We start from the raw sequence: 21,885 nt of genomic DNA on the forward strand, positions 1-21,885 counted from the left end.
TATCCCCACTGGACGCTGGCGGGCGTTTTCCTCATCGCTTTGGGAGAATCGCTGGCCGTAGTAGGGCTGTTCGTACCAGGCGCTGCAGTCATGGTCACTGCCGGAGCGCTCATCGCGCTAGGGGCGATTGAATTCTGGCCAACGCTGCTTGTGGCCATCGCAGGTGCTATCATCGGCGATGGCGTCAGCTACTGGCTCGGCCATCACTACCGTGAGCGTTTGCGCTCTGTTTGGCCGTTCCGCAGCCATGCGCAATTGCTAGCGCAAGGAGAGAGTTTTTTCCAACGCCACGGCGCCATGAGCGTTTTGCTCGGCCGTTTCATCGGCCCGGTGCGCCCGATCGTTCCCATGGTGGCCGGCATGCTCGGAATGCCACCGGCGCATTTCTATGCCGTGAACGTATTGTCGGCAGTAGTCTGGGCACCGGCCTACCTGCTGCCCGGTATGGCCTTCGGTGCATCGCTTGCGCTGGCAGGTGCGGTCGCGGCAAGGTTGGCGGTCCTGTTGGTTCTGCTGGTCGCTTCGATCTGGCTCCTGTTGTGGCTGGTTCGCTGGACTTTTCGGGTGCTCTCTCCGCGGGCCGGCCAGATCGTGCAGACAGTCCTGACCTGGATCGGCAGCCATCCTCGCCTCAACCGTTTATTCGGTGGAGTGCTTGACCCATCTCGGCCGGAGGCCGGGGCATTACTGATGATCGGCGCCTTGCTGATCGGTTCCACTTGGCTGTTCCTGGGCGTTTTGGAGGATGTGATCACCGCTGATCCACTGGTGCGTGCAGATCAGGGTTTCTACCAGCTTATGCAGAGCTTGCGCACGCCATGGGGCGACAAGATCATGGTGTTCGCGACGGAGCTGGGCGACGGTGCGGTGATTGCACTGGTCGCCGCAACGGTATTGGCATGGCTCCTGTGGCACAGGAACTGGCGTACCGCAAAATACTGGGTCGCGGCAATAATCTTTGGCCAGATCACCGCCACCGTGATCAAGCTAGTATTGCAGCGACCCCGACCGCTTGTGGATCTCTACGATGGCCTTTTCACCTACGCTTTTCCCAGTGGTCACGCCACCATGAGCATGGTGACCTACGGCTTCCTGGCTGCACTCATCGCCGGCCGATTTACCTGGCAACGGCGCTGGATCATATATGCCGCGGCTGCATTGCTCATCGGCATCATTGCCGCTTCGCGGCTCTATCTGGGTGCACACTGGCTGTCGGACGTGATTGGTGGTTTGAGTCTTGGGCTCGCATGGGTCTGCTTGCTTGCGATCGCATACTATCGTCATCCCGTTTCGGCTCCCCCTCCACGAGGACTTCTCGGTGTAGCTCTGCTCGCGTTTACGCTCGCCAGCGGATGGCACGTGAGCACCCAGTATTCCAACGACTTGCAGCGCTATGCGCCGCGCCAGATGACCCAACACATCGATACGACGACATGGTGGCAGACGGACTGGCAACGTTTGCCGGTCTATCGTCAAGATCTTGAAGGCGAATATGAACAACCTCTCAACGTGCAATGGGCGGGAACGCTGACCGACCTGCAACGGACACTCAGAACACAGGGTTGGCGTACCCCCGTTTCCCTGGATGCCCACACAGCTTTGCACTGGTTAGCACCGGACACAAAGCTGGAGGAATTGCCTCTTCTCCCACAGATCCATGATGGGAGACATGAGGTACTGCAGATGATTTTCCCGATACCTGCGAACCAAGAAGAGCCGCGGGAACTGGTCCTTCGTCTTTGGAAAAGCGGCGTGACACTGGATTCCGGCGAAATTCAGCTTTGGGTTGGAAACGTCTCGTTCGAAAAGCCCGGACGTTTCGTACTATTTACAATTCCTGTCGGGGACCAACGATATGAAGAGGCCCTTTCAATTCTGACCCACTCGATCAAGATGACAGGGCTCCAGTTCGCTCAACGGGCACGCAATAAAGAGGAGATTAAAACGCCTTGGACAGACGGTGTGGTGCTATTGATGAAGAATCCGTGACTCGACCAGGTCAGCATTAATCCCTCAACAGTGCCCATGCGCTTCCGTTACACGCCCTACAAAGCCCGATCATCCACGCGTGTAGGATGGCCGTGCGCCTGAATCACCTCGGTTTGAACTGACCCTCAGAGCAGTTCAAATAGAGCCAGCATCTCCGGCTTTTACTGACAGATAATCAACTCATTCCCGGGCAGATCGCTTACACCAAAATTAAATTGACCGAAATATTTATTTCGATTATATTGGAAATATGAAAATTAAGATTGCTACTAAAGCACTTACTGCCTTGGGTCATGAAACCCGGCTGACGATATTTCGAAAACTGGTACAGGCGGGAGAACCAGGAATGTCGGCAGGTACACTGGCTGAGTCGTTACGCATTCCCAACGCCACCTTGTCATTCCACCTGAAAGAATTGAACGGTGCGGAGCTGATTACAGCTCGACAGGAAAGTCGATTTATTTTTTATTCAGCAAACTTTGAAACTATGAATGCACTTTTGAAATATCTCACTGAGAACTGCTGTGAGGGCGTCGCATGCACTCCCTCTGAAATTTACTGCAACGAGGAAAGAAGCTGAATTTTTTATTTAACGGAGGAAAATAGTATGAAGCGATTTCATGTGCACGTTGCCGTCAGTAATCTGGAGGAAAATATTCGTTTTTATTCCGCTTTGTTTGGTGCAAACCCGGTCGTCCATGAATCAGATTATGCGAAATGGATGTTAGAAGATCCTTGTATCAATTTTGCGATATCAACGAGAAGTGACAAAACGGGAATAGATCACGTAGGCATTCAAGTCAACTCAGATGATGAACTTCAGGAAATAAACCAGAGATTGAATGCGGCATCACTCAGCACAGTCGAACAAAAAAATGCTCAGTGTTGTTATGCCGCTTCTGACAAATACTGGACGCTTGATCCTCAAGGCATTGCCTGGGAGGCATACCACTCATTAACTTCCATCCCAACATTTGGTACGGATACGGAAAACCCGGCTAAAAACAAATCCTGTTGCGCACTCTGAAATGAACATACTCTTTCTTTGTACTGGAAATTCCTGCCGCTCTATTCTGGCAGAAGCCGCTTTCAACCATATTGCTCCTGAAGGCTGGCGTGCGATGAGCGCGGGAAGCAAGCCAACCGGCAAAGTTCATCTGCGGTCACTCGCCTTGCTTGAACGTGAACGCATTTCAACAACAGGGCTTTATAGCAAATCCTGGGATGATTTGCCGATCGTTCCGGACATAGTAATTACTGTGTGCGGGAATGCGGATAAGGAAACCTGCCCGGTTTATCTCGGTTCCGCTTTGCGCACGCATTGGGGGGTTGATGACCCTGCTATCGTCACCGGCACAGAAGAAGAAATGAACGCGGCTTTTGAGAAGGCATATCGTACATTGCGTACTCGTATCGAATATTTCTTCGATTCCAGGTTGGGAGAGCTGATTAAAAACAAATCTCCCTCGGTACAGCAAAAACTGGACAGCATTGGCACTTCAATTACCGGCTAGAAACTCAATCCTTCCAACCAATCCAATCCTTTCGTTCCACCAGGAGCATTTCCAGTGCTGATTGCTATTTTAATTTTTATATTTACGCTCGCGTTAGTTATCTGGCAGCCACGCGGTTTGGGTATTGGCTGGAGTGCTTCTATTGGAGCCACAATTGCTCTGGTCTCGGGGGTAGTGAATTTTAGCGATATCTCGGTGGTGTGGGATATTGTCTGGAATGCTACTGCGGCTTTCATTGCCATCATCATCATTAGCCTGCTGCTGGATGAAGCCGGTTTTTTTGAGTGGGCAGCTTTGCACGTTGCACGCTGGGGGGGCGGGAACGGACGCATGCTGTTTGTTTTTATTGTTCTGTTGGGCGCGGTTGTCTCCGCTCTGTTTGCCAATGACGGTGCCGCATTAATTTTAACGCCCATCGTAATGGCCATGTTAATTGCGCTTAAATTCAGCCCCGCAGCAACTCTGGCTTATGTTATGGCTGCAGGATTTATAGCCGATACCGCAAGTTTGCCACTGGTAGTATCCAATCTGGTAAATATCGTTTCTGCTGATTTTTTCAAAATCGGCTTTTCCGAGTATGCCAAAGTAATGATTCCGGTCAATCTTGTTTCGATCACAGGCAGCTTAGGGGTACTTTATTTGTACTTTAAGCAAAATATCCCCATACAACATGATGCAAGCTTACTCAAAGCGCCTGGCGAAGCAATAAGAGATTTGGCAACCTTTAAGGCTGGTTGGATAGTGCTTGTTTTGCTGCTGATTGGCTTTCTCGCGCTGGAGCCATTTGGAATTCCAATCAGTTTTGTGGCAATTGCGGGTGCGCTAATATTACTTATGGTTGCCGCTAACAGTCGCATTATCAGTACTCGCAAAATACTGCGCGAAGCTCCGTGGCAAATTGTCATTTTTTCTTTGGGCATGTACTTAGTCGTATACGGTCTTCGCAATGAAGGCTTAACCGGATATATCGCTGATCTGTTAAATGTTTTTGCTGGCTACGGCTTATGGGGCGCGACCCTTGGAACAGGATTATTAGCCGCTTTTTTAGCGTCCGTCATGAATAACATGCCTACAGTGCTCATCGGCGCTCTATCCATTGACGCAAGCAGCGCAACCGGGACAATAAAGGAAGCCATGATCTATGCAAATGTGATTGGTTGCGATCTGGGACCCAAAATAACCCCAATAGGCAGCTTGGCAACACTGTTGTGGCTGCACGTATTAGCGCGCAAGAACATGATTATTACCTGGGGATATTATTTTAAGGTCGGTATCGTTTTAACCTTGCCGGTATTAACAGCAACGCTTTCTGCCCTTGCGTTATGGCTTGATATTAATTGAATTCAATAACGCCGCTCTTTAGCTCTTTAAGCTTTTATGAAAATGGAAATGAAAAATATTCAATCTCTGCAGGTTCAATTTTCCAGGATAAATCAATATCGCCTGTCAGTTACCCACGTTCAATCTGCTGAGAAACTCTCAGCAGGAGAATTTCTCAAAAATTCCCAAACCTTGACTTCCTGTTCCAGGTCAGTCTGAGCAACAGTCAAAAAACCAAAACTTTCCAGCATATAACATACTTTTCCTTTCCTGATCGCGGATGATCGCGCATGTATCCTGTAAGCAACATTTTTAAAGCGAAAAGCGATATCATTAGCTCCTCTTATTTGTAATTAGAATACAAAAAATTATGATGTCATTCATAAGTTCGATTGCAAATCCCTCTCAATGGCGATACCGCATTTGCGTATCATTCGATCTTGATGATACCCTCACCAGCCATTGCAAGAAAGTTCCCACTGAAAAATGCCCGTTCCCCAACTTTATTAAACGCTGGCTGTGCGAACCCCTGCGTTGCGGAACTAAACGATTATTTCGTGAACTGCGGCAATTAGATTGCAGCGTCTGGATATATACCAGCTCCGGAAGATCTTCTGCGTACATCAAACGCTGGTTTCTCCTGCACGGTATCCGCATCGATGGCGTCGTTAACAGAAACCGGCATTGCCATATATCGAATCAGCATCACTTGCTACGTTTACCTTCTAAATTTCCGCCGGCTTTTGGCATTGATCTGCATATTGATGATTCAGAAGGTGTAAAAATGGAAGGAGACGAGTATGGTTTCCGAGTTGTGGTCATTAACCCCTATGATGAGCAGTGGGTTGAAAAAGTCCTGGATGCTGTGACCATGCTTAAATACACGTAATCTCTTCGCGCTTCATCCCTTATTATTTGGGCATTTGAGGTATAAGCCAATTGAAATCCAGCAGATTGAAAGGCGCAGTCCAGACCACAGCATACTTTTATGTTTTGCCCAATTCCATGAAAATAGTTCATAATATACAAGACGTTACCGGAAACATTGTGGTGCGGCTTACACATTACACACCACGCCTTGCACATCTATGCGAATTGAAATATTCACGTAATAAAAGCCACCTAAAATACAAAGACAATCAAAACAGGTGGAGCCCATGAAAAAATCATTTTTATATGCTGTCGTTATCGCTGTTGCTGCATTAACCCTGTCTTCCACATCTTTCGCAAACGAGAAAGTCCGGCTAATTGGTTCCGGCGCGAGTTTTCCCGCACCCATCTACCTCAGCTGGTTCAAGAGCCTCAATAAAGCGAATCCTAATCTCATTGTGGATTATCAATCCAAGGGGAGTGGTGCCGGCGTACAGGATTTTCTAAATAAAACTGTCGATTTTGCAGCAAGCGATTCTGCGATGAAGAAGGAAGACATGGATAAGGTCCCTGAAGGCGTCCAGTTGCTGCCCATGACAGCGGGAGAAATTATCGTAACCTACAATCTTCCAGGGAATCCCGCAGGTCTGAAGTTACCACGCGACGTTTACCCTGATATCTTTCTTGGCAAAATCACCCGCTGGAATGATCCTAAAATTGTTGCAGCCAACCCTGACATCAAGCTGCCTAATATGCCTATCACTGTAGTAGTGCGCGCTGATTCCAGCGGTACAACTGCGGTATTCACTAAACATTTGTCCGCCATCAGTGCCGAATTCAAGAATACACTGGGCGAAGGCAATACCGTTAACTGGCCTGCGACCAATCAATTTATTAAATCACCCAAAAACGATGGTATAACTGCCACTGTGCGTCAGACACCAGGGGCGATCGGCTATATTGAATACAGCTTTGCAAAACTGGCCAAAATCGGATCCGCCTTGCTGGAAAACAAAGAAGGTAAATTTGTAGCGCCGGGCAACAGTGCTGAAACATTAGCTGCCATTAAAATCCCTGCGGACATGATTGCCTGGGAACCCGATCCGGACGGTGCAAATTCTTATCCTATCGTGACATACACATGGATGATCTTCCGCAAGAACAATGATGACAAAGCCAAAGCCAAAGCCATGCGCGAAATGATTGAATATTGCCTTACCGAAGGACAAAAAACTGCTGATGCACTGGGTTATATCCCGTTACCACAATCAGTTGTTGAAATCGTTCGCAAAGCTGCGGCCAATATCAAGTAACATCAACCGGATCAAAGCCTCATCAAACATGAGGCTTTGTAACATTCTGCTGATACCGGATCAAAGCCTCATCAAACATGAGGCTTTGTAACATTCTGCTGATAAAAGTATTACCAAATTAAACGAATCATCCTTATGAAAAAACCTTTTTTGCATAATGTTGAGACGGACTCCATCTGCCAACCACCCTCACCCTCCGTCATTTTTGTTGATCGGGCCTTCCGTATGCTGGCACGCCTGGGTGTCATTCTGGTCTTTTCCCTGATAGTAGTGCTAGTTTTAGAAATCGGTATCAAGGCACTACCAAGCATCCAGAAAAGTGGATTGGATGTAATCACCGGCACAGTCTGGGATGTGGGTCAACAAAAATTTGGCATTCTTCCAGCTATCTGGGGCACACTCTACAGTTCCCTGATCGCACTCTTTGTTGGCGGTTTTTTCGGAATCAGCATGGCGATCTTTTTGACCCAGGATTTTCTGCATCCGCGTTTAGCCGCTATTTTTCGTGCCATTGTTGAATTGCTCGCAGCCATTCCCAGCGTGGTATACGGATTATGGGGGATCTTTGTAGTCATTCCGGCTATCCGCCCGCTGACAGATGAACTGAACGAGTCATTGGGCTGGATTCCATTTTTCAGCTCTACTCTGAGTGGACCGGGTTTATTGCCCGCCGCTTTAGTACTGGCCATCATGATTCTGCCCACCATTGCTGCTGTATCTCAGGATGCCTTGCGTGCAGTTCCCTTAAGAACCAAACAGGCAGCCTACGGCATGGGGACCACCCACTGGGAAGCCATTCTCAAGGTCATGGTACCCACGGCAGCCACCGGTATTTTTGGCTCATTGGTATTAGGTCTGGGGCGAGCACTGGGTGAGACTATGGCGCTGGCGATGCTGATTGGTAATTCAAACCAGATTTCGCTCTCCCTGTTCGCACCGGCCAATACGCTTGCAGCAATGCTGGCACTGAACTTTCCCGAAGCAGGTCCGAGCGAAATTGAAGTACTGATGTATGCTGCTCTGGTTCTCATGCTGATTACGTTAGTAGTCAACGTTCTTGGTTCGATGATAATCACGTACGCTCAGCGTGGAATGAAATAATGAATGAAACCTCACTTCCTGAATCAACCCCAAGTCTGCAACGCAAGCTTGAAGGTCGAGCATTGCGCAGCATGCTACTAAGTATCTTAGTATGGATCAGTGCGATACTGACTAGCATACCGCTGTTTTCCGTGTTGTATATGCTGAGTACTCGCGGCGGCGCGCGTCTTAACTGGGAAGCTTTTACCGAGCTGCCTCCAGCCGGTTTCGAAATGGGAGGAGGATTCGGTAACGCTCTGGTGGGTACACTCTTCATGGTCGGGATCGCCTCATTGATCGCGATTCCACTCGGTATTTTAGCCGCCATTTTTCTGGCTGAACTGGGGCCCAACAGCAAACTGGCTACCATTGCCCGCTTCTCGGCAAAAGTACTGGCCGGTGTGCCCTCGATTCTGGCCGGTGTTTTCGCCTACGCCACGGTAGTGGTTACCACCGGCACCTACTCAGCGATCGCCGGTGGTGTAGCGCTGGCCGTGCTGATGCTGCCCATTGTTGTTTTGACTGCTGAGGAATCCATGAAAATGGTTCCAAAAATCATGAAAGATGCTGCCTACGGCATGGGATGCACCCATACACAAGTTATCTGGAAAATCGTGTTGCCAACCGGCATGCCCGCCATTCTCACTGGTGTAATGCTGGCGATTGCGCGGGCATCCGGAGAAACCGCCCCGCTGCTGTTTACAGCATTATTCAGCAACTACTGGCTGATTCAGGATGGCCGCCTGGATGCCATGAATCCCACCGCCTCACTAGCCGTGCTGATTTACAACTTTTCTGGCATGCCCTTCGATAATCAGATTGAACTTGCCTGGGCAGCTTCCTTGGTGCTCGTCATAATTGTACTGATCATCAATGCCATCAGCCGTATTTTTGGCAAGCCCAAGTTTTAAATGAAAATGATGAACACCATAATGATGCAACAAGTAGCTACTGATACTGATGCTCAGCCAGCGGTATTGGCAATGGACTGCAAACTGAACAGGATTTTCTATGGTAACTTTCTGGCGGTCCGCGACAGCCACGTACCCATTGAAAAAAATAAAATCACCGGTTTCATTGGACCATCCGGTTGCGGCAAGAGCACGGTACTGCGCAGCCTTAACCGTATGAATGACCTGATAGAAGGCTTTCGCTTCGAAGGACATGTGCAATTTATCGGGCAGGATATCTACGGCAAGGGAGTGGATCCTGTAGTCGTACGCCGTTACATCGGCATGGTGTTTCAGCAACCCAACCCTTTCTCAATGAGCATTTATGACAATGTTGCCTTTGGTTTACGTATCAACCGTTACAAAGGCGATATAGGTGATCGGGTCAAACACGCACTCCAGAGTGCCGCATTGTGGGATGAAGTCAAAGATAAACTTAAAGCCAGCGGTCTGTCGCTTTCAGGTGGCCAGCAACAGCGTTTGTGTATCGCCCGTGCGATTGCTACTCAACCGCAAGTGCTGCTGATGGATGAACCATGCTCTGCTTTGGATCCGATCGCCACGCGTCGCGTTGAAGAATTGATGACCGAGCTGAAGAAGGATTACACCATCGCACTGGTGACCCATAACATGCAGCAAGCAATGCGCGTGGCGGACACCACTGCGTTCTTCTCGGTTGACATCTCGGGAGGATCCCGGACCGGCTACCTGGTGGAACTTGGGCCTACCTCCCAAATCTTCGGAAATCCGCGAGAAAAGCTCACCAAGGATTACATTAGCGGCCAGTTCAGCTAAGGAACCTCTGATTAGGTCCTGCATGGCTGCACACTGTGTTTTGCGGATGAAATGCAAGGCGAGTGAGACAGTGAACGAGGAGAAAAAAGATGAAACTTCAGACCGGTGTAAGAATCGGCGTTTCTGGCGTGATCCTGGCAATCGCTTTGCTGGTAACTTCAGCAATACAGGCACAAAACGATATTAATCCTCCGGTTCTCAACGGCGCAGGCGCGACTTTCCCCGCACCGTTGTATAAAAAATGGATTGCTGCTTACAAAGAAGTAGATCCAGGAACCACAATCAAATATGCCGTAGTCGGCAGCGGTGAAGGAATAAAACGTTTTCTGGATGATACCGTGGATTTTGGTGCCAGCGATGTCCCCTTGACGGATTTTCAGATAGCTTCTGCTCCGCATGGCGCAATCACGGTGCTCGTTACTGCGGGCATGGTCGTACTGGCATATAACCTGCCGGGATTGAATGGTGTGCTGAAGCTGAACCGGGATACATACTCCGCTCTGTTAAGAGGTGAGATCACGCGCTGGAATGATGCTCGCATTCAGGCGATTAACCCCAGGCTTAATCTGCCTGATCGTGAAATCCGGCTGGTCGTACGCAAGGACAGCAGCGGCACGACATTTGTACTATCCTCACATCTCAGTGCCATCAGCCCGGAATGGCGTGATGGTCCCGGTATTGGCAAGCGCGTCAGCTGGCCGGAAAATGCGATGTTTGCTCCCGGTAACGAGGGGGTTGCAGCGCTGGTGCAGCGCAGTGTAGGATCAATCGGCTATGTTGAATACAGCTTCGCCAAGCTTCTTGACCTGAAAACAGCCCATCTGGAGAATAAAGAAGGACATTTCATCGCCCCGGATGATCATGTCGGGATTGCAACATTGACAGCAAATATCGAACAAATACCCGCTGACATGCGCATTCATATCCCGGATCCTGCCGGAACCGATACATATCCTTTGATATCATTTACCTGGTTGCTGCTCAAAAAGCACTACCCAGACGGCGTTAAAGGAACATCGCTGAAGCGCTTCATAACATGGTGTCTGGGGGAAGGTCAGAGCCTTAGCAGCGCGCTGGGTTATATCCGCTTGCCGGATGAAATAGCAAAGCGCAGCAACAAGGCACTGGCTACAGTACAGACTACTCCTGCTCCCTGATTGTCTCTTCAACAGAGCCGACTGCGGAATCAACAACTTGTAATCCCGGTTTCAGATGATTATTTCCAATAGCACTCTTTCATTCACTCAAGCCATGGAGTCTTGTCATATCCTTGATCTAAATACCATCAGAAAATCCCTGAACGAAGTACAGAAACAATTCGAATCAATACGTACCCAGCTTGATGAACAGCGCGATCCTCCAGATGATATGGTCTGCGATAACATGCTGCAGGGCTATGCGCTCATTGACAAACTGATCACTGAAGGTGCCGACTTGTTTGATCTGCAGCAAATCGACTGGATGATCGAGATCAATACAATGGTGTTGTGCGGAGCTGATCCTGAACGGCGGAAAGAGTTTTCCCGACACATCGCCATGACTCGCTCGCGCTTCTTCGATAGTAGCGAAGGCGGTGCGCGTGATCTCTTAGAATGGCACCGCCTGCATCGCGGCGAATCAGCATGGAAACAGGCTGCAGGTGTTTTTGTACGTATTCTCAGTAAGCCGCAGCTGTTTATTGAGGGAAATCATCGCAGTGCCTCGCTCATTGCCAGTTTTCTCCTGGTGCGGGAAGGTTTACCTCCATTCGTGCTATCCACCGACAATGCAGTTGGTTTCTTTAATCCAGCGTCTGTCATTCGGCGCGTGCCAAAAAACGGATTATCCGCATTGTTCCGTCTGCCCAAAATCAAGAAAAAATATGCCGCCTTCCTCGAAGATCATGCCTCATCCAAATTTCTGCTCAAAAAACATAAGCGTGCAACCAAAAACAGAGCGCGCTGATATACCCTGCGAATTGATTTGCACACTTACTGCTACGTAATTTGTACCGATACAAATCATTCTTAAGTCATCTTTCTTTCCGGCTTGCCCCACTCGTTATAAAAAATTTGGATGAAATTATTGGCCAACCATGTGTGCGCCGCGGATAATATAAAAATGATTCCATCTCATTCGCAAAACACAGTGTGTGGCATGTGAAATTTAATCAGAGGTTCCTTAGCAATCAGCAGCGCTGATGGGTTACTCATTCCGTGTTACCGTTATTGCTACCCACCACCAATAAAACGCAAAAGGAGAACACATGGGCAGTGATCAGCAAGATAAACTAACACATTGGGTTGACAGCCTGATTGTGCACCCGGGCCATAAACCCGGCCTGGCTAACCGTGATCCGGCCGAGCGGCCGTTTAAGCAACTGCATAAAAAGGATTCAACCAAGCTGAGAGACAACACCCTCGACCAGATCAGCCGGCTGCAATATCTGCTTTACGCTGATGCCGGACAATCACTGCTGATCGTATTGCAAGGACTGGATGCAGCGGGCAAGGATGGCACGATTTGCCACATCGCAAACGGAATGAACCCTCAAGGTGTCAAAGTCGCAGCCTTCAAACAACCGACTTCGCAAGAAGCCTCGCATGATTTCCTGTGGCGTGTTCATCGCGATGCGCCAGGCCGGGGTGAAGTGATAATCTTCAACCGTTCGCATTATGAAGACGTGCTGGTGCCTCGCGTCCACGAACTGGTATCGGAAAAGGTCTGGCGTGACCGTTACGATCAGATCAACCAGTTTGAAGCGTTGCTGGCTGCAAACGACACAGCCATCCTGAAATTCTACTTACATATCAGTCCCGAGGAACAATTGGATCGTTTCCGCGATCGGCTTGATGATCCGGCCCGACAATGGAAAATCAGTGAATCCGACTATACCGAACGCCACTTCTGGCCTGCCTATGTGAATGCTTACGAAGATGCCCTGACTGCTACTTCAACCAAAGTTGCGCCATGGTACGTCATCCCTGCAAACCGCAAATGGGCCCGCAACCTGGCAGTGGCACAGATCATTGCCGAACGGCTGGAAACAATGAATTTGAAATCCCCGCCTGTGCGTGTGAATCTGGCCGATATCCGCCGCCGTTATCTCGCAGCAGAGAAGCACGAAATAAAAAAGAAGAAAGTGCATATTTGACTAACTGCTGTGCCCACTCCTCACGTCACATCTCGATCCAGTGCTGTTCTTGCATGCATGCCGCACAGAGTTTATGTATGGTTTGAGCCGGGAAGCTCGGTTCCCTGTCAAATTGGCTCTATTTTCAATTCTCTTTGAAGGCCGCTTCAAGCTAATAACAAATAATAAGACCAGTTTTCCCACGTCTATGCCGGTTCTTTCCTTCTATCAGGAGCGTTTCACGTTGCCAGGAAAGGTTGCGAGCGCCTCGTTCACAAAAATTCTTTTTCTGTATGGCATCGTACAGATTTTTTCCTGGTAGTAGATCCAGCATTTGAATTCAATCAGCCAATTCACCTGCCACAGTAACATTACCCCCATCCAATGCTGTGTCTCACTTGCAAAATTCGCTTCGACAACATGTTTTTTGACTTCTGTAAAAGTGAATACTCTGAGAGTACAATTTATCACTAACGATCCCTCTCTTTTATTCAGTCCAGGTAACTGAGCCATAAAAAGTTTATCAGGAATTTCCTTCTCCATTCATGCATATTCGGATAGTACGCATGTTCATATGGAGTTTTCATACACACCTGAAAGGATGAATCGTCATGGCACAACATCAATCAGAAGAAGCGCTCCACGTTCATCAATCGCATATAGATTCTCAGCTTTCGGATCCCGTATGCGGCATGCGAGTTACTGAGAACTCACCCCATCACATGGAACATGGAGGTAAACCTTTCTATTTTTGCAGCGCCAAATGCCTGGACAGGTTCAAAAGCGACCCGGGGAAATATCTCAATCCTTCCAAGTCAGAAGAGTCCGCTGCTCCGCCTGAACCCGGGACGATCTACACGTGCCCCATGCACCCCGAGATTCGCCAGGATCACCCGGGAAGCTGTCCCAAGTGTGGCATGGCGCTCGAGCCATTGATGCCCAGCCTGGATGATGATGACAATCCCGAATTGAAAGACTTTTCACGCAGGTTCTGGTGGACCCTGCCGTTGACCGTCATCGTTACAGTACTGGCGATGTTCGGCCCCCAGCTGGGCTGGTTCAATATGACAACGCAGACATGGATTGAACTTGTACTGTCAGTACCCGTGGTATTGTGGGCAGGGCAGCCATTCTTTGTGCGGGGCTGGCAATCGATAGTCAACCGCAGCCCCAATATGTGGACGCTGATCAGTCTTGGCACCGGGGCAGCCTTCATCTATAGCACCATAGCCACGATAGCGCCGGACATATTTCCGGAAGCCTTTAGATCGATGGGCCGGGTTTCCGTTTATTTTGAAGCCGCTGTAGTCATTATTTCGCTAACCTTGTTGGGCCAGATGCTTGAGCTGCGGGCACGCTCGCAAACGTCAGCCGCCATCAAATCCTTGCTGGGTCTGGCGCCGAAAACGGCACGGCGTATCAACCAGGATGGCAGTGAGGAAGATGTACCCTTGAATCATGTGCATGAAGGCGATCGCCTGCGCGTGCGCCCGGGAGAGAAGGTTCCGGTGGACGGCACGGTAGAGGAAGGTAACAGCGCACTGGATGAATCGATGCTGACCGGCGAGCCACTCCCGGTCAGCAAGCGACCTGGAGACAAGGTAATTGGCGCAACAATCAATACCTCGGGCGCCCTGGTGATCCGAGCAGAGAAAGTAGGTTCGGCCACCGTACTATCACAGATTGTGCAACTGGTTAGCCAGGCGCAGCGCTCACGCGCGCCCATGCAACGCATGGCTGACCAGGTTGCCGGTTACTTTGTGATAGCGGTAGTCGTCATCGCCATCACCACCCTGTTTGTTTGGGGATTTTTTGGACCGCAACCGAGCTGGGTATATGGCCTGATTAACGCTGTTGCGGTACTGATTATCGCTTGCCCGTGCGCGTTGGGCCTGGCAACCCCCATGTCCATCATGGTTGCCACCGGCAAAGCTGCTACGCAAGGCGTGCTGTTTCGCGATGCTGCGGCAATTGAGAATCTGTGTAAAGTCGATACACTGATTGTCGATAAAACCGGCACATTGACTGAAGGACGTCCGGCTTTTGAACAAGCGGTCCCGACAGGTGACATAACTGCCGATGAAGTATTGCGTCTCGCTGCGAGTCTGGATCAAGGCAGCGAGCATCCACTGGCCGATGCTATTGTGGACGCGGCGCGTGAGCGCAGCCTCGCACTCAGTGCAGTCTATAATTTTGATTCAGGCAGCGGTATTGGTGTTCGTGGGCAAGTCGATGGCAAAACGCTTGTGCTGGGCAATACTGCCTTGATGCAGCATAACGGGATTGCTGTTACCGAGCTAACCGGTATCGCTGATACATTGCGCGAAAATGGTGCAAGCGTCATGTATCTTGCCTCGGATGGCCAGCTTGCAGGCCTGCTGGCTGTCTCCGACCCAATCAAGCAGAGCACGCCGGAAGCCGTGCGGAATCTCCAGAAAGCCGGGATTCGCGTCATCATGGCTACTGGCGATGGTGTTGCCACAGCTAACGCTGTTGCCAGGCAGCTGGGAATCGACGAGGTGCACGGCGAAGTCAAGCCTGCTGACAAGCTTGATCTGGTCACCAGACTTCAGGATGAAGGCTGTATTGTGGCAATGGCGGGCGATGGGATAAATGATGCCCCGGCTCTGGCAAAGGCCAACGTAGGCATCGCCATGGGTACGGGTACTGACGTGGCCATGAACAGTGCTCAGGTAACTCTGATCAAAGGCGACTTGCGCGGGATCTCCACAGCGCGTCAGCTTTCTGAAAGTACCGTTGCCAACATGAAGCAGAATCTGGGATTTGCATTTATCTACAATGCGCTCGGCGTCCCGATCGCAGCCGGGGTGTTATATCCCTTCACCGGTATCTTGCTCTCACCCATGTTTGCTGCGCTCGCAATGAGCCTCAGCTCGGCATCAGTAGTGTTCAATGCCCTCCGGCTTCGTGGCTCGCGTGATTGAATAAGGGTTGGAAATGCTTCTCCGGTAGACGGTAGAACAAGCGGCTGAAGAATGGATGCTTCAGCAGCTTATAATCGCTTTTTTCAGCATAAACGCCTTCTAATAGAACACTCAGGAAGTTGTCTGAAGAAATATGGATAGTGGGATTCTTTGTGCCATTGTCTCTGAACTGTCATCAAAGCAACATAGAATAACATTTGAATATATCTGGCAGCCTTGCTCCCGACAACACGGATCAGTAAGGCTTCCACAGCACCCATCTACAAACAGCACTCGCTATTCGCCCCTGATACCAACAAAACAACACTATGAATATTCCTCAACTTATTTCTCTACCCTCACCTGGTACCGATGCTTGCACCTGGGATATTGATATCTGTCAGGATCTGATCGTAGAACTGGAAAACTTGCGCAAACAGATGTTGGATCACGAGGTCAGTCAGTCCGCACGATTGGAAAAGATTTCCCCTGATTACCGTGCAAGTGCCCGTAATCTGCTGCATTATCTGGTACTACGACGTGAAGACCGGCGTTTGCTGCAGAAAAAACTCTCACGGATCGGCACCTCTTCCCTTGGACACGCGGAATCACACGTACTTGCCAATCTGGATAAAGTACTCCGCATTTTGTATCGCATCACCGGTCAGCAATGGGAAGAACGCTCAGCGGACGAGCCAATCGGAGTCATTACTAATCGACACTTGCTTGATCGCCATACAGAACATTTGCTGGGGAGCTCACCAGCCAGTCGATCAGTACGGATCATGGTCACCCTACCCTCAGAAGCCGCAATAGATTACGGTTTAGTGTATCGGCTTATTGCTTCCGGCATGAATATCGCTCGCATCAATTGCGCGCACGATGGCGCACGGCAATGGAAAGCAATGGCAACGCATGTACGACGTGCTGCAAAAGCACAAGGTTGTGACGTGCGTGTGATGATGGATCTCGGTGGCCCCAAACTGCGCACGGGCTCACTGGCATCTGCGCCCGCGGTATTCCGAATCCGGCCAAAACGTGATACGTATGGACGAGTGCTAGAACCAGCGCTTGCGGGCCTGCGTGCTGAGAAATCATCCAACGATGTACCGGGCACCACGGCCTACTTCGGTGTGAATGCCGCCTGGTTATCCCGCCTGGAGCCGGGAGACAATCTGGAGCTGATTGATACGCGCGAAGCTAAAAGAACCTTACGCGTAATGGCGCGTAATAATATCGGGGTGCTGGTCGAATGCGATGACACGACCTACATCGCCGTTGATACAAAAATTCATCTGCGGCGCGACGGCCGAACAGTAAATACCACAGCAGTCACTGAAGTTCCATTAACCCCGGGCAGTATTTTTCTGCGCAAGGGAGATCATTTAGAGCTGACAAAATCTACGATCGTCCAAGAAAAAGCAGCGAACACGAACCATATAGGCACAAACACAACCATTCCTTCCATTGCATGCACACTCCCGGAAGTTTTTTCTCAGGTATGCGTCGGTGAGCGTATCTGGTTTGATGATGGTCGCATTGGCGGCGTAATTCGTACTGTTAACCCCGAAACGCTGGTGGTAGAAATTTCTCAAATTCGCGCTCAGGGTGATCGATTGCGAGCAGATAAAGGAATTAATTTACCAGACAGTCAGCTGAACTTGCCCGCCCTGACCCTTAAGGACATCGAGGATCTGGCCGTAGTAGCATCGTGTGCTGATCTGGTCGGACTATCTTTCGTACAGCGCAACGACGACATCAATATATTACGCAGTCAGCTTGATGCGCTCGGAAACCATACCTTGGGCGTAATTCTGAAAATCGAGACACGTCGCGCATTCGAAAATCTGCCTGATCTGTTACTGTCAGCCATGAACTGCAGTGCAGCGGGAATCATGATTGCACGGGGTGACCTGGCAGTTGAGTGCGGTTACGAACGACTGGCTGAAGTACAGGAAGAAATCCTATGGGCAGCAGAAGCCGCACATATGCCGGTGATCTGGGCAACCCAGGTACTCGAAACACTTGCCAAGACGGGCCGGCCGTCGCGCGCTGAAATCACTGACGCAGCAATGGGCGAGCGTGCCGAGTGCGTAATGCTTAATAAGGGGCCTCATATCCTGGAAGCGATACACACCCTGGATGATATCCTCAAGCGTATGCAGGGCCATCAATCGAAGAAGCGCTCATTGCTGCGTGCACTCACAGCGTGGTCACACTCACAGGCACCTGCCCGATGAATCAGCGAAACACCGCCTCCCCCACAGGTGTGAAATACACACAATCTTTTTCATATTAAAGAAACAATCCAATGGCAGTATGAGGGTGTGAAATATTCACGATTCCCCTCAACCATTGCTCCCCTTTAGTAATGGTTCCTGATCCCTTGTCAGAAAAGAGCTGTCAAGGGATATTTTTTGGGGAATGTCCTTTATCAAGCATATGAAGCTCTTCGTAAAAATAGCCATCAAAGAAACATGGATCCATATAACAGATCTTTCAAGCCGGCGTCGGTTACGTCGCGCCGTTTCCTGGTATCTCGTGGCAGCGTTTTATCTACCCGTTTTATTCTGCTAAGAAACCTCTGAAAAACGTCGGCGAGGCAGTCAGTTCAAGGAAAAAGTCAGCGAAAAGTGGCGTTTATACGTAATTGTAACGGCTCGCGTTTGAAACTGGCCCTGCTCGCATTTGACGCATTTTCCGGCTCACAATAATTGCAAATGAAAAGTTGTTCATGCTCACACTATCTGCAAATGAGCTTGCATTTGACGGTGCCGGCTTGCATTCCATCGTGACGTGCTCACGCTAAGTGAAAATGAACTTTGTCCCTACGATTGTGTTGAGTGTCCGTTTGGACTATGGATCGGCTGGCACGTAACCTGGATAACTTGCGCCGATTGGTTCAAGAACTTACCGGGCGCGGTATCCGCGTCGAGTTTGTCAAAGAAGGATTGACCTTTACCGGTGAAGATTCGCCGATAGCTAACTTGATGTTGTCGGTCATGGGATCTTTTGCCGAATTCGAACGTGCGCTCATCCGCGAGCGACAACGTGAAGGTATTGCACTTGCCAAACAACGCGGTGCTTATCGAGGGCGTAAGAAATCACTGAACAACAAGCAGGTTACGGAATTAAAGCGAAGAGTCATGGCAGGGGATCAAAAAGCACTGATCGCCCGTAACTTTGGTATCAGCCGGGAAACGTTATACCAATACTTGAAAATGGTGGATTGATTCGCTTTGTTATTGAGTAGTCTCAACATTAACTTCAGCAATTGAGTGCTATCAACTCATGACATTCTGTGAAATCGTCTTCTGAAAATGACACAGGTTGATTTGTAGTCACAATAGAGCTACACTTTCAAACCTGTTATGGGGAAAAAATATGAAAGCTGATGCTGTAGTGCGGGCGCGTATTCCCGCTGATATGAAAGACAAGGCCATTGAAACGCTGGATCGTATGGGATTAAGCGTATCTGATCTAATCCGCCTGACTTTCCTGCGTGTTGCAGAAGAAGGCCGGTTACCCTTCGATGTGGCGATTCCGAACCGAGCCACGCGCAAGGCTATAAAGGAACTGGATGAGGGTAAGGGGAAGCACTTCGGTAACTCGGACGATCTGCTAAAAGACTTGGGGCTTTAATGTGCGGATGCCAGTTCGATCTGGTACCTTCAAGCGTGATGTGAAACGTGCCGAAAAACGCGGCAAGGATATGAAAAGATTGCGGGCTCTTCTGTTGTTGCTGATCGAGGGCACGCTATTGCCGGAACACTACCGCGATCATCCGTTAAAAGGGGAATGGGCTGGATGGCGCGATGCTCACATTGAGCCGGACTGGTTGCTGATCTATCGGATTGCTGGCAATGAATTGCACCTTGCCCGGACTGGAACCCATTCAGACTTGTTTGACGAATAATCAACAAGATCACTCATGATTAGTTGCATTGCCCACGCAACAGGACGGTTTTACCGGCGACAAACCCCAACGCTTGGAATTGGCCCTGAGCCAATTCGAGCGCCATCTTAGCGGGCTGTTTCGACTCGTGTCGGGTGTCTGTACAGTGAATTCCAACAAACGTCCGTTTTTTGCACTCGATTTGCAACCTCGCGCACTGCTGCTGTAACCCGCCTTCAGATACTCCATAATCTCTTTCCAATATTCAAATTCCAGCAATACGTAAATTTCGTGATTTATTGGACTTGCTGCCATGCTGATCTGATCAGCGGCGGGATTGCCGATCTTAAATGAGGGGCACGTCAGTTGCACTTATTCCCGGTTAACGACGATCAAATGCAGTTCGGACTGTTTTTGATTGCAGGTCGCTACAATTAGTGAATCGGTTGTCTTTAAATTGAAGTTGATATTCTTAAATTCAGGAGATAAAAATTGAAAAAAATTACTAGCGTGCTCGTTTTAAGTATGGCTTTATTCACAACGTCGGTGGTCGCTGAAACTAAGGTAGATCCAAGCCAATTAAAATCTGTGAGTGGCCGCCACAAGGTGTACAACTCAATTGTAGTAGACGCTCCGATAGATGTTGTTTGGAATCGTATTAAAGACTTCCATGACTTTTCTTGGGCTCCGACCTTGGTTAAAAAGACTGAAAATGTGGGAACAAAAGATGGAACTACAGTTGGAGCAAAACGACTACTGAACGGACAGTTTTTAGACACAATGATCGCTTATAACCCAGCAGATCACCGCATTAACTATTCGATTGATTCAGGACCTTCACCCATTTCTAATAAAGAAATTAGCAACTATGTAGGTGACTTACATCTTTTACCTATCACATCTGAAGGCAAAACATATGTAGAGTGGACAGGTAGTTGGGTCTCAGATAGTTCAGAAGCCATTCCGTACATGAATTCAATTTACGTCAGCTTATTAAAAGACCTTGCAGCTCAATTTAAAAAATAGCTGAATCTAGAAGATATAAACAAACGCAAGATTTATTACAGAAATTTGAAGAGACATTGCAGAGAGGGGGCATGGTAAATCACACCGGGTTTTGAGGAGGCTTCAATTCTTGAGAGAGTGGAGCCATGAGTAATCAAACAAAATTTTCACCCGAGCTGCGTGAACGTGCTATACGGCTGGCGCATGAACACCGTGGCGAGTATCCATCGCTGTGGGCGGCTGCGCAGTCCATTGCCTCCAAGATCGGCTGTTCTGCCCACACCCTGCTGAAGTGGGTTCAGCGCCAGGAGGTGGAAGCCGGTACTCGACCAGGCGTCCCACAGGCAGAGCAAGAACGCATCAAGGCGCTTGAGCGAGAGAACAAGGAATTGCGCCGCCCTAGAGCATTTTTGATTTATTTACGTATCCGCATGATGCGAAGTAATTGGAGCACTCATGCGGAGTGAAGAGATCCAAGACGGTGCCGATCTCGATCCAGAGGGATTCCACGGTTCGTTTGGCCGCTTTGCGCAACAAAGCCTTGAGTTTGGAGAACATTTTCTCAATAGGGTATACCTAACCTGGACACTCAATATGATCGTAGAGATAAAGTTCATTTTCACTTAGCGTGAGTACATCACGATGGAATGCAAGCCGGCACCGTCAAATGCAAGCTCATTTGCAGATAGTATGAGCATGAACAACTTTTCATTTGCAATTATTGTAAGCCGGAAAATGCGTCAAATGCGAGCAGGGCCAGTTTCAAACGCGAGCCGTTACACGTAATAAATGAGCATCTTGAGCCAATTTCTAACGCCGAAAACAACGCAGATAGTTTTCCAAAGATTCCTTGAGTGTTGGCTGACGTGTGAAGTGACCTGACCGGGAATTTCCTACCAATTGGAACTAGAGATTCTGGCCATGGTTGTTAAATCATCGCTCAGATTACCCACGAACTGCCGTGGGATCAGGTAATTCAGGCTGGAATGCGGTCGAACCTCATTGTAATGATGGCGCCAATTCTCGATGATCACCTTGGCTTCCAGCCGATTACGGAACCATTCCATCGACAGGCATTCATCCCGGAACCTATCCCGTATAAACATGTGCCGCTGCCG

19 protein-coding genes and 3 pseudogenes are annotated in these 21,885 nt (G+C 49.3%); 20 read left to right on the top strand and 2 right to left on the bottom strand.

Translation table 11 applies throughout. The annotated features are described in order from the left end of the window. Window positions 1–39 precede the first annotated feature (39 nt). The 20 genes and pseudogenes from ABO04_RS06290 to ABO04_RS06385 form a co-directional block, all read left to right on the top strand. Window positions 40–1,989, top strand: a complete 1,950-nt coding sequence (locus ABO04_RS06290; RefSeq protein ID WP_275689218.1) for a bifunctional DedA family/phosphatase PAP2 family protein — start codon at window positions 40–42, stop codon at window positions 1,987–1,989. 250 nt (window positions 1,990–2,239) lie between these two features. Further along, a complete protein-coding gene (locus ABO04_RS06295) occupies window positions 2,240–2,569 on the top strand; it encodes a metalloregulator ArsR/SmtB family transcription factor (RefSeq protein ID WP_160809817.1) in 330 nt (109 codons plus the stop codon). 27 nt (window positions 2,570–2,596) lie between these two features. Next, on the top strand, window positions 2,597–3,016 hold the full coding sequence (locus tag ABO04_RS06300; protein WP_160809818.1) for an ArsI/CadI family heavy metal resistance metalloenzyme: 420 nt from the start codon (window positions 2,597–2,599) through the stop codon (window positions 3,014–3,016). A gap of 1 nt (window position 3,017) precedes the next feature. Then, window positions 3,018–3,503, top strand: coding sequence for an arsenate reductase ArsC (locus ABO04_RS06305; RefSeq protein WP_160809819.1), 486 nt, complete (start codon window positions 3,018–3,020; stop codon window positions 3,501–3,503). Between the two features lie 54 nt (window positions 3,504–3,557). Then, window positions 3,558–4,844 carry an arsenic transporter gene (locus ABO04_RS06310; protein WP_160809820.1) on the top strand — a complete coding sequence of 429 codons (1,287 nt, stop codon included), beginning with the start codon at window positions 3,558–3,560 and terminating at the stop codon, window positions 4,842–4,844. A 349-nt stretch (window positions 4,845–5,193) separates the two neighbouring features. Then, on the top strand, window positions 5,194–5,712 hold the full coding sequence (locus tag ABO04_RS06315) for a hypothetical protein (RefSeq protein WP_160809821.1): 519 nt from the start codon (window positions 5,194–5,196) through the stop codon (window positions 5,710–5,712). 268 nt (window positions 5,713–5,980) lie between these two features. Next, the gene (gene pstS, locus ABO04_RS06320; protein WP_160809822.1) at window positions 5,981–7,006 is read left to right on the top strand and encodes a phosphate ABC transporter substrate-binding protein PstS; all 1,026 of its coding nucleotides are present in this window, start codon (window positions 5,981–5,983) and stop codon (window positions 7,004–7,006) included. A 135-nt stretch (window positions 7,007–7,141) separates the two neighbouring features. Further along, the gene (gene pstC / locus ABO04_RS06325) at window positions 7,142–8,107 is read left to right on the top strand and encodes a phosphate ABC transporter permease subunit PstC (RefSeq protein ID WP_160809823.1); all 966 of its coding nucleotides are present in this window, start codon (window positions 7,142–7,144) and stop codon (window positions 8,105–8,107) included. Further along, window positions 8,107–8,997, top strand: a complete 891-nt coding sequence (gene pstA / locus ABO04_RS06330; protein WP_160809824.1) for a phosphate ABC transporter permease PstA — start codon at window positions 8,107–8,109, stop codon at window positions 8,995–8,997. The genes pstC and pstA overlap by 1 nt, the downstream gene beginning before the upstream one ends. Before the next feature lie 72 nt (window positions 8,998–9,069). Next, complete coding sequence (gene pstB / locus ABO04_RS06335; protein ID WP_193565784.1) at window positions 9,070–9,831, top strand: phosphate ABC transporter ATP-binding protein PstB; 762 nt, start codon at window positions 9,070–9,072, stop codon at window positions 9,829–9,831. An 89-nt stretch (window positions 9,832–9,920) separates the two neighbouring features. Then, window positions 9,921–10,988 carry a phosphate ABC transporter substrate-binding protein PstS gene (gene pstS / locus ABO04_RS06340; protein ID WP_160809826.1) on the top strand — a complete coding sequence of 356 codons (1,068 nt, stop codon included), beginning with the start codon at window positions 9,921–9,923 and terminating at the stop codon, window positions 10,986–10,988. A gap of 55 nt (window positions 10,989–11,043) precedes the next feature. Then, entirely contained in the window at window positions 11,044–11,775 is a 732-nt protein-coding gene (locus tag ABO04_RS06345) for a hypothetical protein (protein WP_205012755.1), read from the top strand. Window positions 11,776–12,076: 301 nt separating this feature from the next. Beyond that, on the top strand, window positions 12,077–12,964 hold the full coding sequence (locus ABO04_RS06350; RefSeq protein WP_160809827.1) for a PPK2 family polyphosphate kinase: 888 nt from the start codon (window positions 12,077–12,079) through the stop codon (window positions 12,962–12,964). 590 nt (window positions 12,965–13,554) lie between these two features. Beyond that, a complete protein-coding gene (locus ABO04_RS06355; RefSeq protein ID WP_160809828.1) occupies window positions 13,555–15,888 on the top strand; it encodes a heavy metal translocating P-type ATPase in 2,334 nt (777 codons plus the stop codon). Window positions 15,889–16,196: 308 nt separating this feature from the next. Beyond that, entirely contained in the window at window positions 16,197–18,107 is a 1,911-nt protein-coding gene (locus tag ABO04_RS06360; protein ID WP_160809829.1) for a pyruvate kinase, read from the top strand. A gap of 615 nt (window positions 18,108–18,722) precedes the next feature. Next, window positions 18,723–19,100: pseudogene (locus ABO04_RS06365) on the top strand (recombinase family protein); the annotation flags it as partial. Between the two features lie 151 nt (window positions 19,101–19,251). Next, window positions 19,252–19,509 (top strand): type II toxin-antitoxin system RelB/DinJ family antitoxin, encoded by a 258-nt coding sequence (locus ABO04_RS06370; RefSeq protein ID WP_160809830.1) that lies wholly within the window; start codon window positions 19,252–19,254, stop codon window positions 19,507–19,509. A gap of 7 nt (window positions 19,510–19,516) precedes the next feature. Continuing rightward, the gene (locus ABO04_RS06375) at window positions 19,517–19,783 is read left to right on the top strand and encodes a type II toxin-antitoxin system YafQ family toxin (protein ID WP_164504281.1); all 267 of its coding nucleotides are present in this window, start codon (window positions 19,517–19,519) and stop codon (window positions 19,781–19,783) included. 471 nt (window positions 19,784–20,254) lie between these two features. Next, window positions 20,255–20,788: an SRPBCC family protein gene (locus tag ABO04_RS06380; RefSeq protein ID WP_240141445.1), complete on the top strand. Its 534-nt coding sequence runs from the start codon at window positions 20,255–20,257 to the stop codon at window positions 20,786–20,788. 125 nt (window positions 20,789–20,913) lie between these two features. Next, window positions 20,914–21,165 (top strand): annotated as a pseudogene (locus tag ABO04_RS06385) (transposase); the annotation flags it as partial. A 1-nt stretch (window position 21,166) separates the two neighbouring features. On the opposite strand, the pseudogene ABO04_RS06390 reads toward ABO04_RS06385, so the two are convergent. Beyond that, window positions 21,167–21,337 (bottom strand): annotated as a pseudogene (locus ABO04_RS06390) (IS630 family transposase); the annotation flags it as partial. Between the two features lie 323 nt (window positions 21,338–21,660). Continuing rightward, window positions 21,661–21,885 (bottom strand): integrase core domain-containing protein (locus ABO04_RS06395; protein WP_160809833.1); only part of this gene is annotated, 225 nt, incomplete at its 5' end.

The organism is Nitrosomonas sp. HPC101 (assembly GCF_009833125.1).
In the GTDB taxonomy this organism is placed as follows: domain Bacteria; phylum Pseudomonadota; class Gammaproteobacteria; order Burkholderiales; family Nitrosomonadaceae; genus Nitrosomonas.

What these genes read in the sequence shown, in the direction of transcription:
- pstC (WP_160809823.1), top strand. Translation starts at nt 7,142, where the DNA reads ATGAAAAAACCTTTTTTGCATAATGTTGAGACGGACTCCATCTGCCAA.
- pstS (WP_160809822.1), top strand. Translation starts at nt 5,981, where the DNA reads ATGAAAAAATCATTTTTATATGCTGTCGTTATCGCTGTTGCTGCATTA.
- ABO04_RS06305 (WP_160809819.1), top strand. Translation starts at nt 3,018, where the DNA reads ATGAACATACTCTTTCTTTGTACTGGAAATTCCTGCCGCTCTATTCTG.
- pstA (WP_160809824.1), top strand. Translation starts at nt 8,107, where the DNA reads ATGAATGAAACCTCACTTCCTGAATCAACCCCAAGTCTGCAACGCAAG.
- ABO04_RS06295 (WP_160809817.1), top strand. Translation starts at nt 2,240, where the DNA reads ATGAAAATTAAGATTGCTACTAAAGCACTTACTGCCTTGGGTCATGAA.
- ABO04_RS06370 (WP_160809830.1), top strand. Translation starts at nt 19,252, where the DNA reads ATGAAAGCTGATGCTGTAGTGCGGGCGCGTATTCCCGCTGATATGAAA.
- ABO04_RS06345 (WP_205012755.1), top strand. Translation starts at nt 11,044, where the DNA reads ATGATTATTTCCAATAGCACTCTTTCATTCACTCAAGCCATGGAGTCT.
- ABO04_RS06300 (WP_160809818.1), top strand. Translation starts at nt 2,597, where the DNA reads ATGAAGCGATTTCATGTGCACGTTGCCGTCAGTAATCTGGAGGAAAAT.
- pstB (WP_193565784.1), top strand. Translation starts at nt 9,070, where the DNA reads ATGGACTGCAAACTGAACAGGATTTTCTATGGTAACTTTCTGGCGGTC.
- ABO04_RS06375 (WP_164504281.1), top strand. Translation starts at nt 19,517, where the DNA reads ATGCCAGTTCGATCTGGTACCTTCAAGCGTGATGTGAAACGTGCCGAA.
- ABO04_RS06315 (WP_160809821.1), top strand. Translation starts at nt 5,194, where the DNA reads ATGATGTCATTCATAAGTTCGATTGCAAATCCCTCTCAATGGCGATAC.
- pstS (WP_160809826.1), top strand. Translation starts at nt 9,921, where the DNA reads ATGAAACTTCAGACCGGTGTAAGAATCGGCGTTTCTGGCGTGATCCTG.
- ABO04_RS06350 (WP_160809827.1), top strand. Translation starts at nt 12,077, where the DNA reads ATGGGCAGTGATCAGCAAGATAAACTAACACATTGGGTTGACAGCCTG.
- ABO04_RS06360 (WP_160809829.1), top strand. Translation starts at nt 16,197, where the DNA reads ATGAATATTCCTCAACTTATTTCTCTACCCTCACCTGGTACCGATGCT.
- ABO04_RS06355 (WP_160809828.1), top strand. Translation starts at nt 13,555, where the DNA reads ATGGCACAACATCAATCAGAAGAAGCGCTCCACGTTCATCAATCGCAT.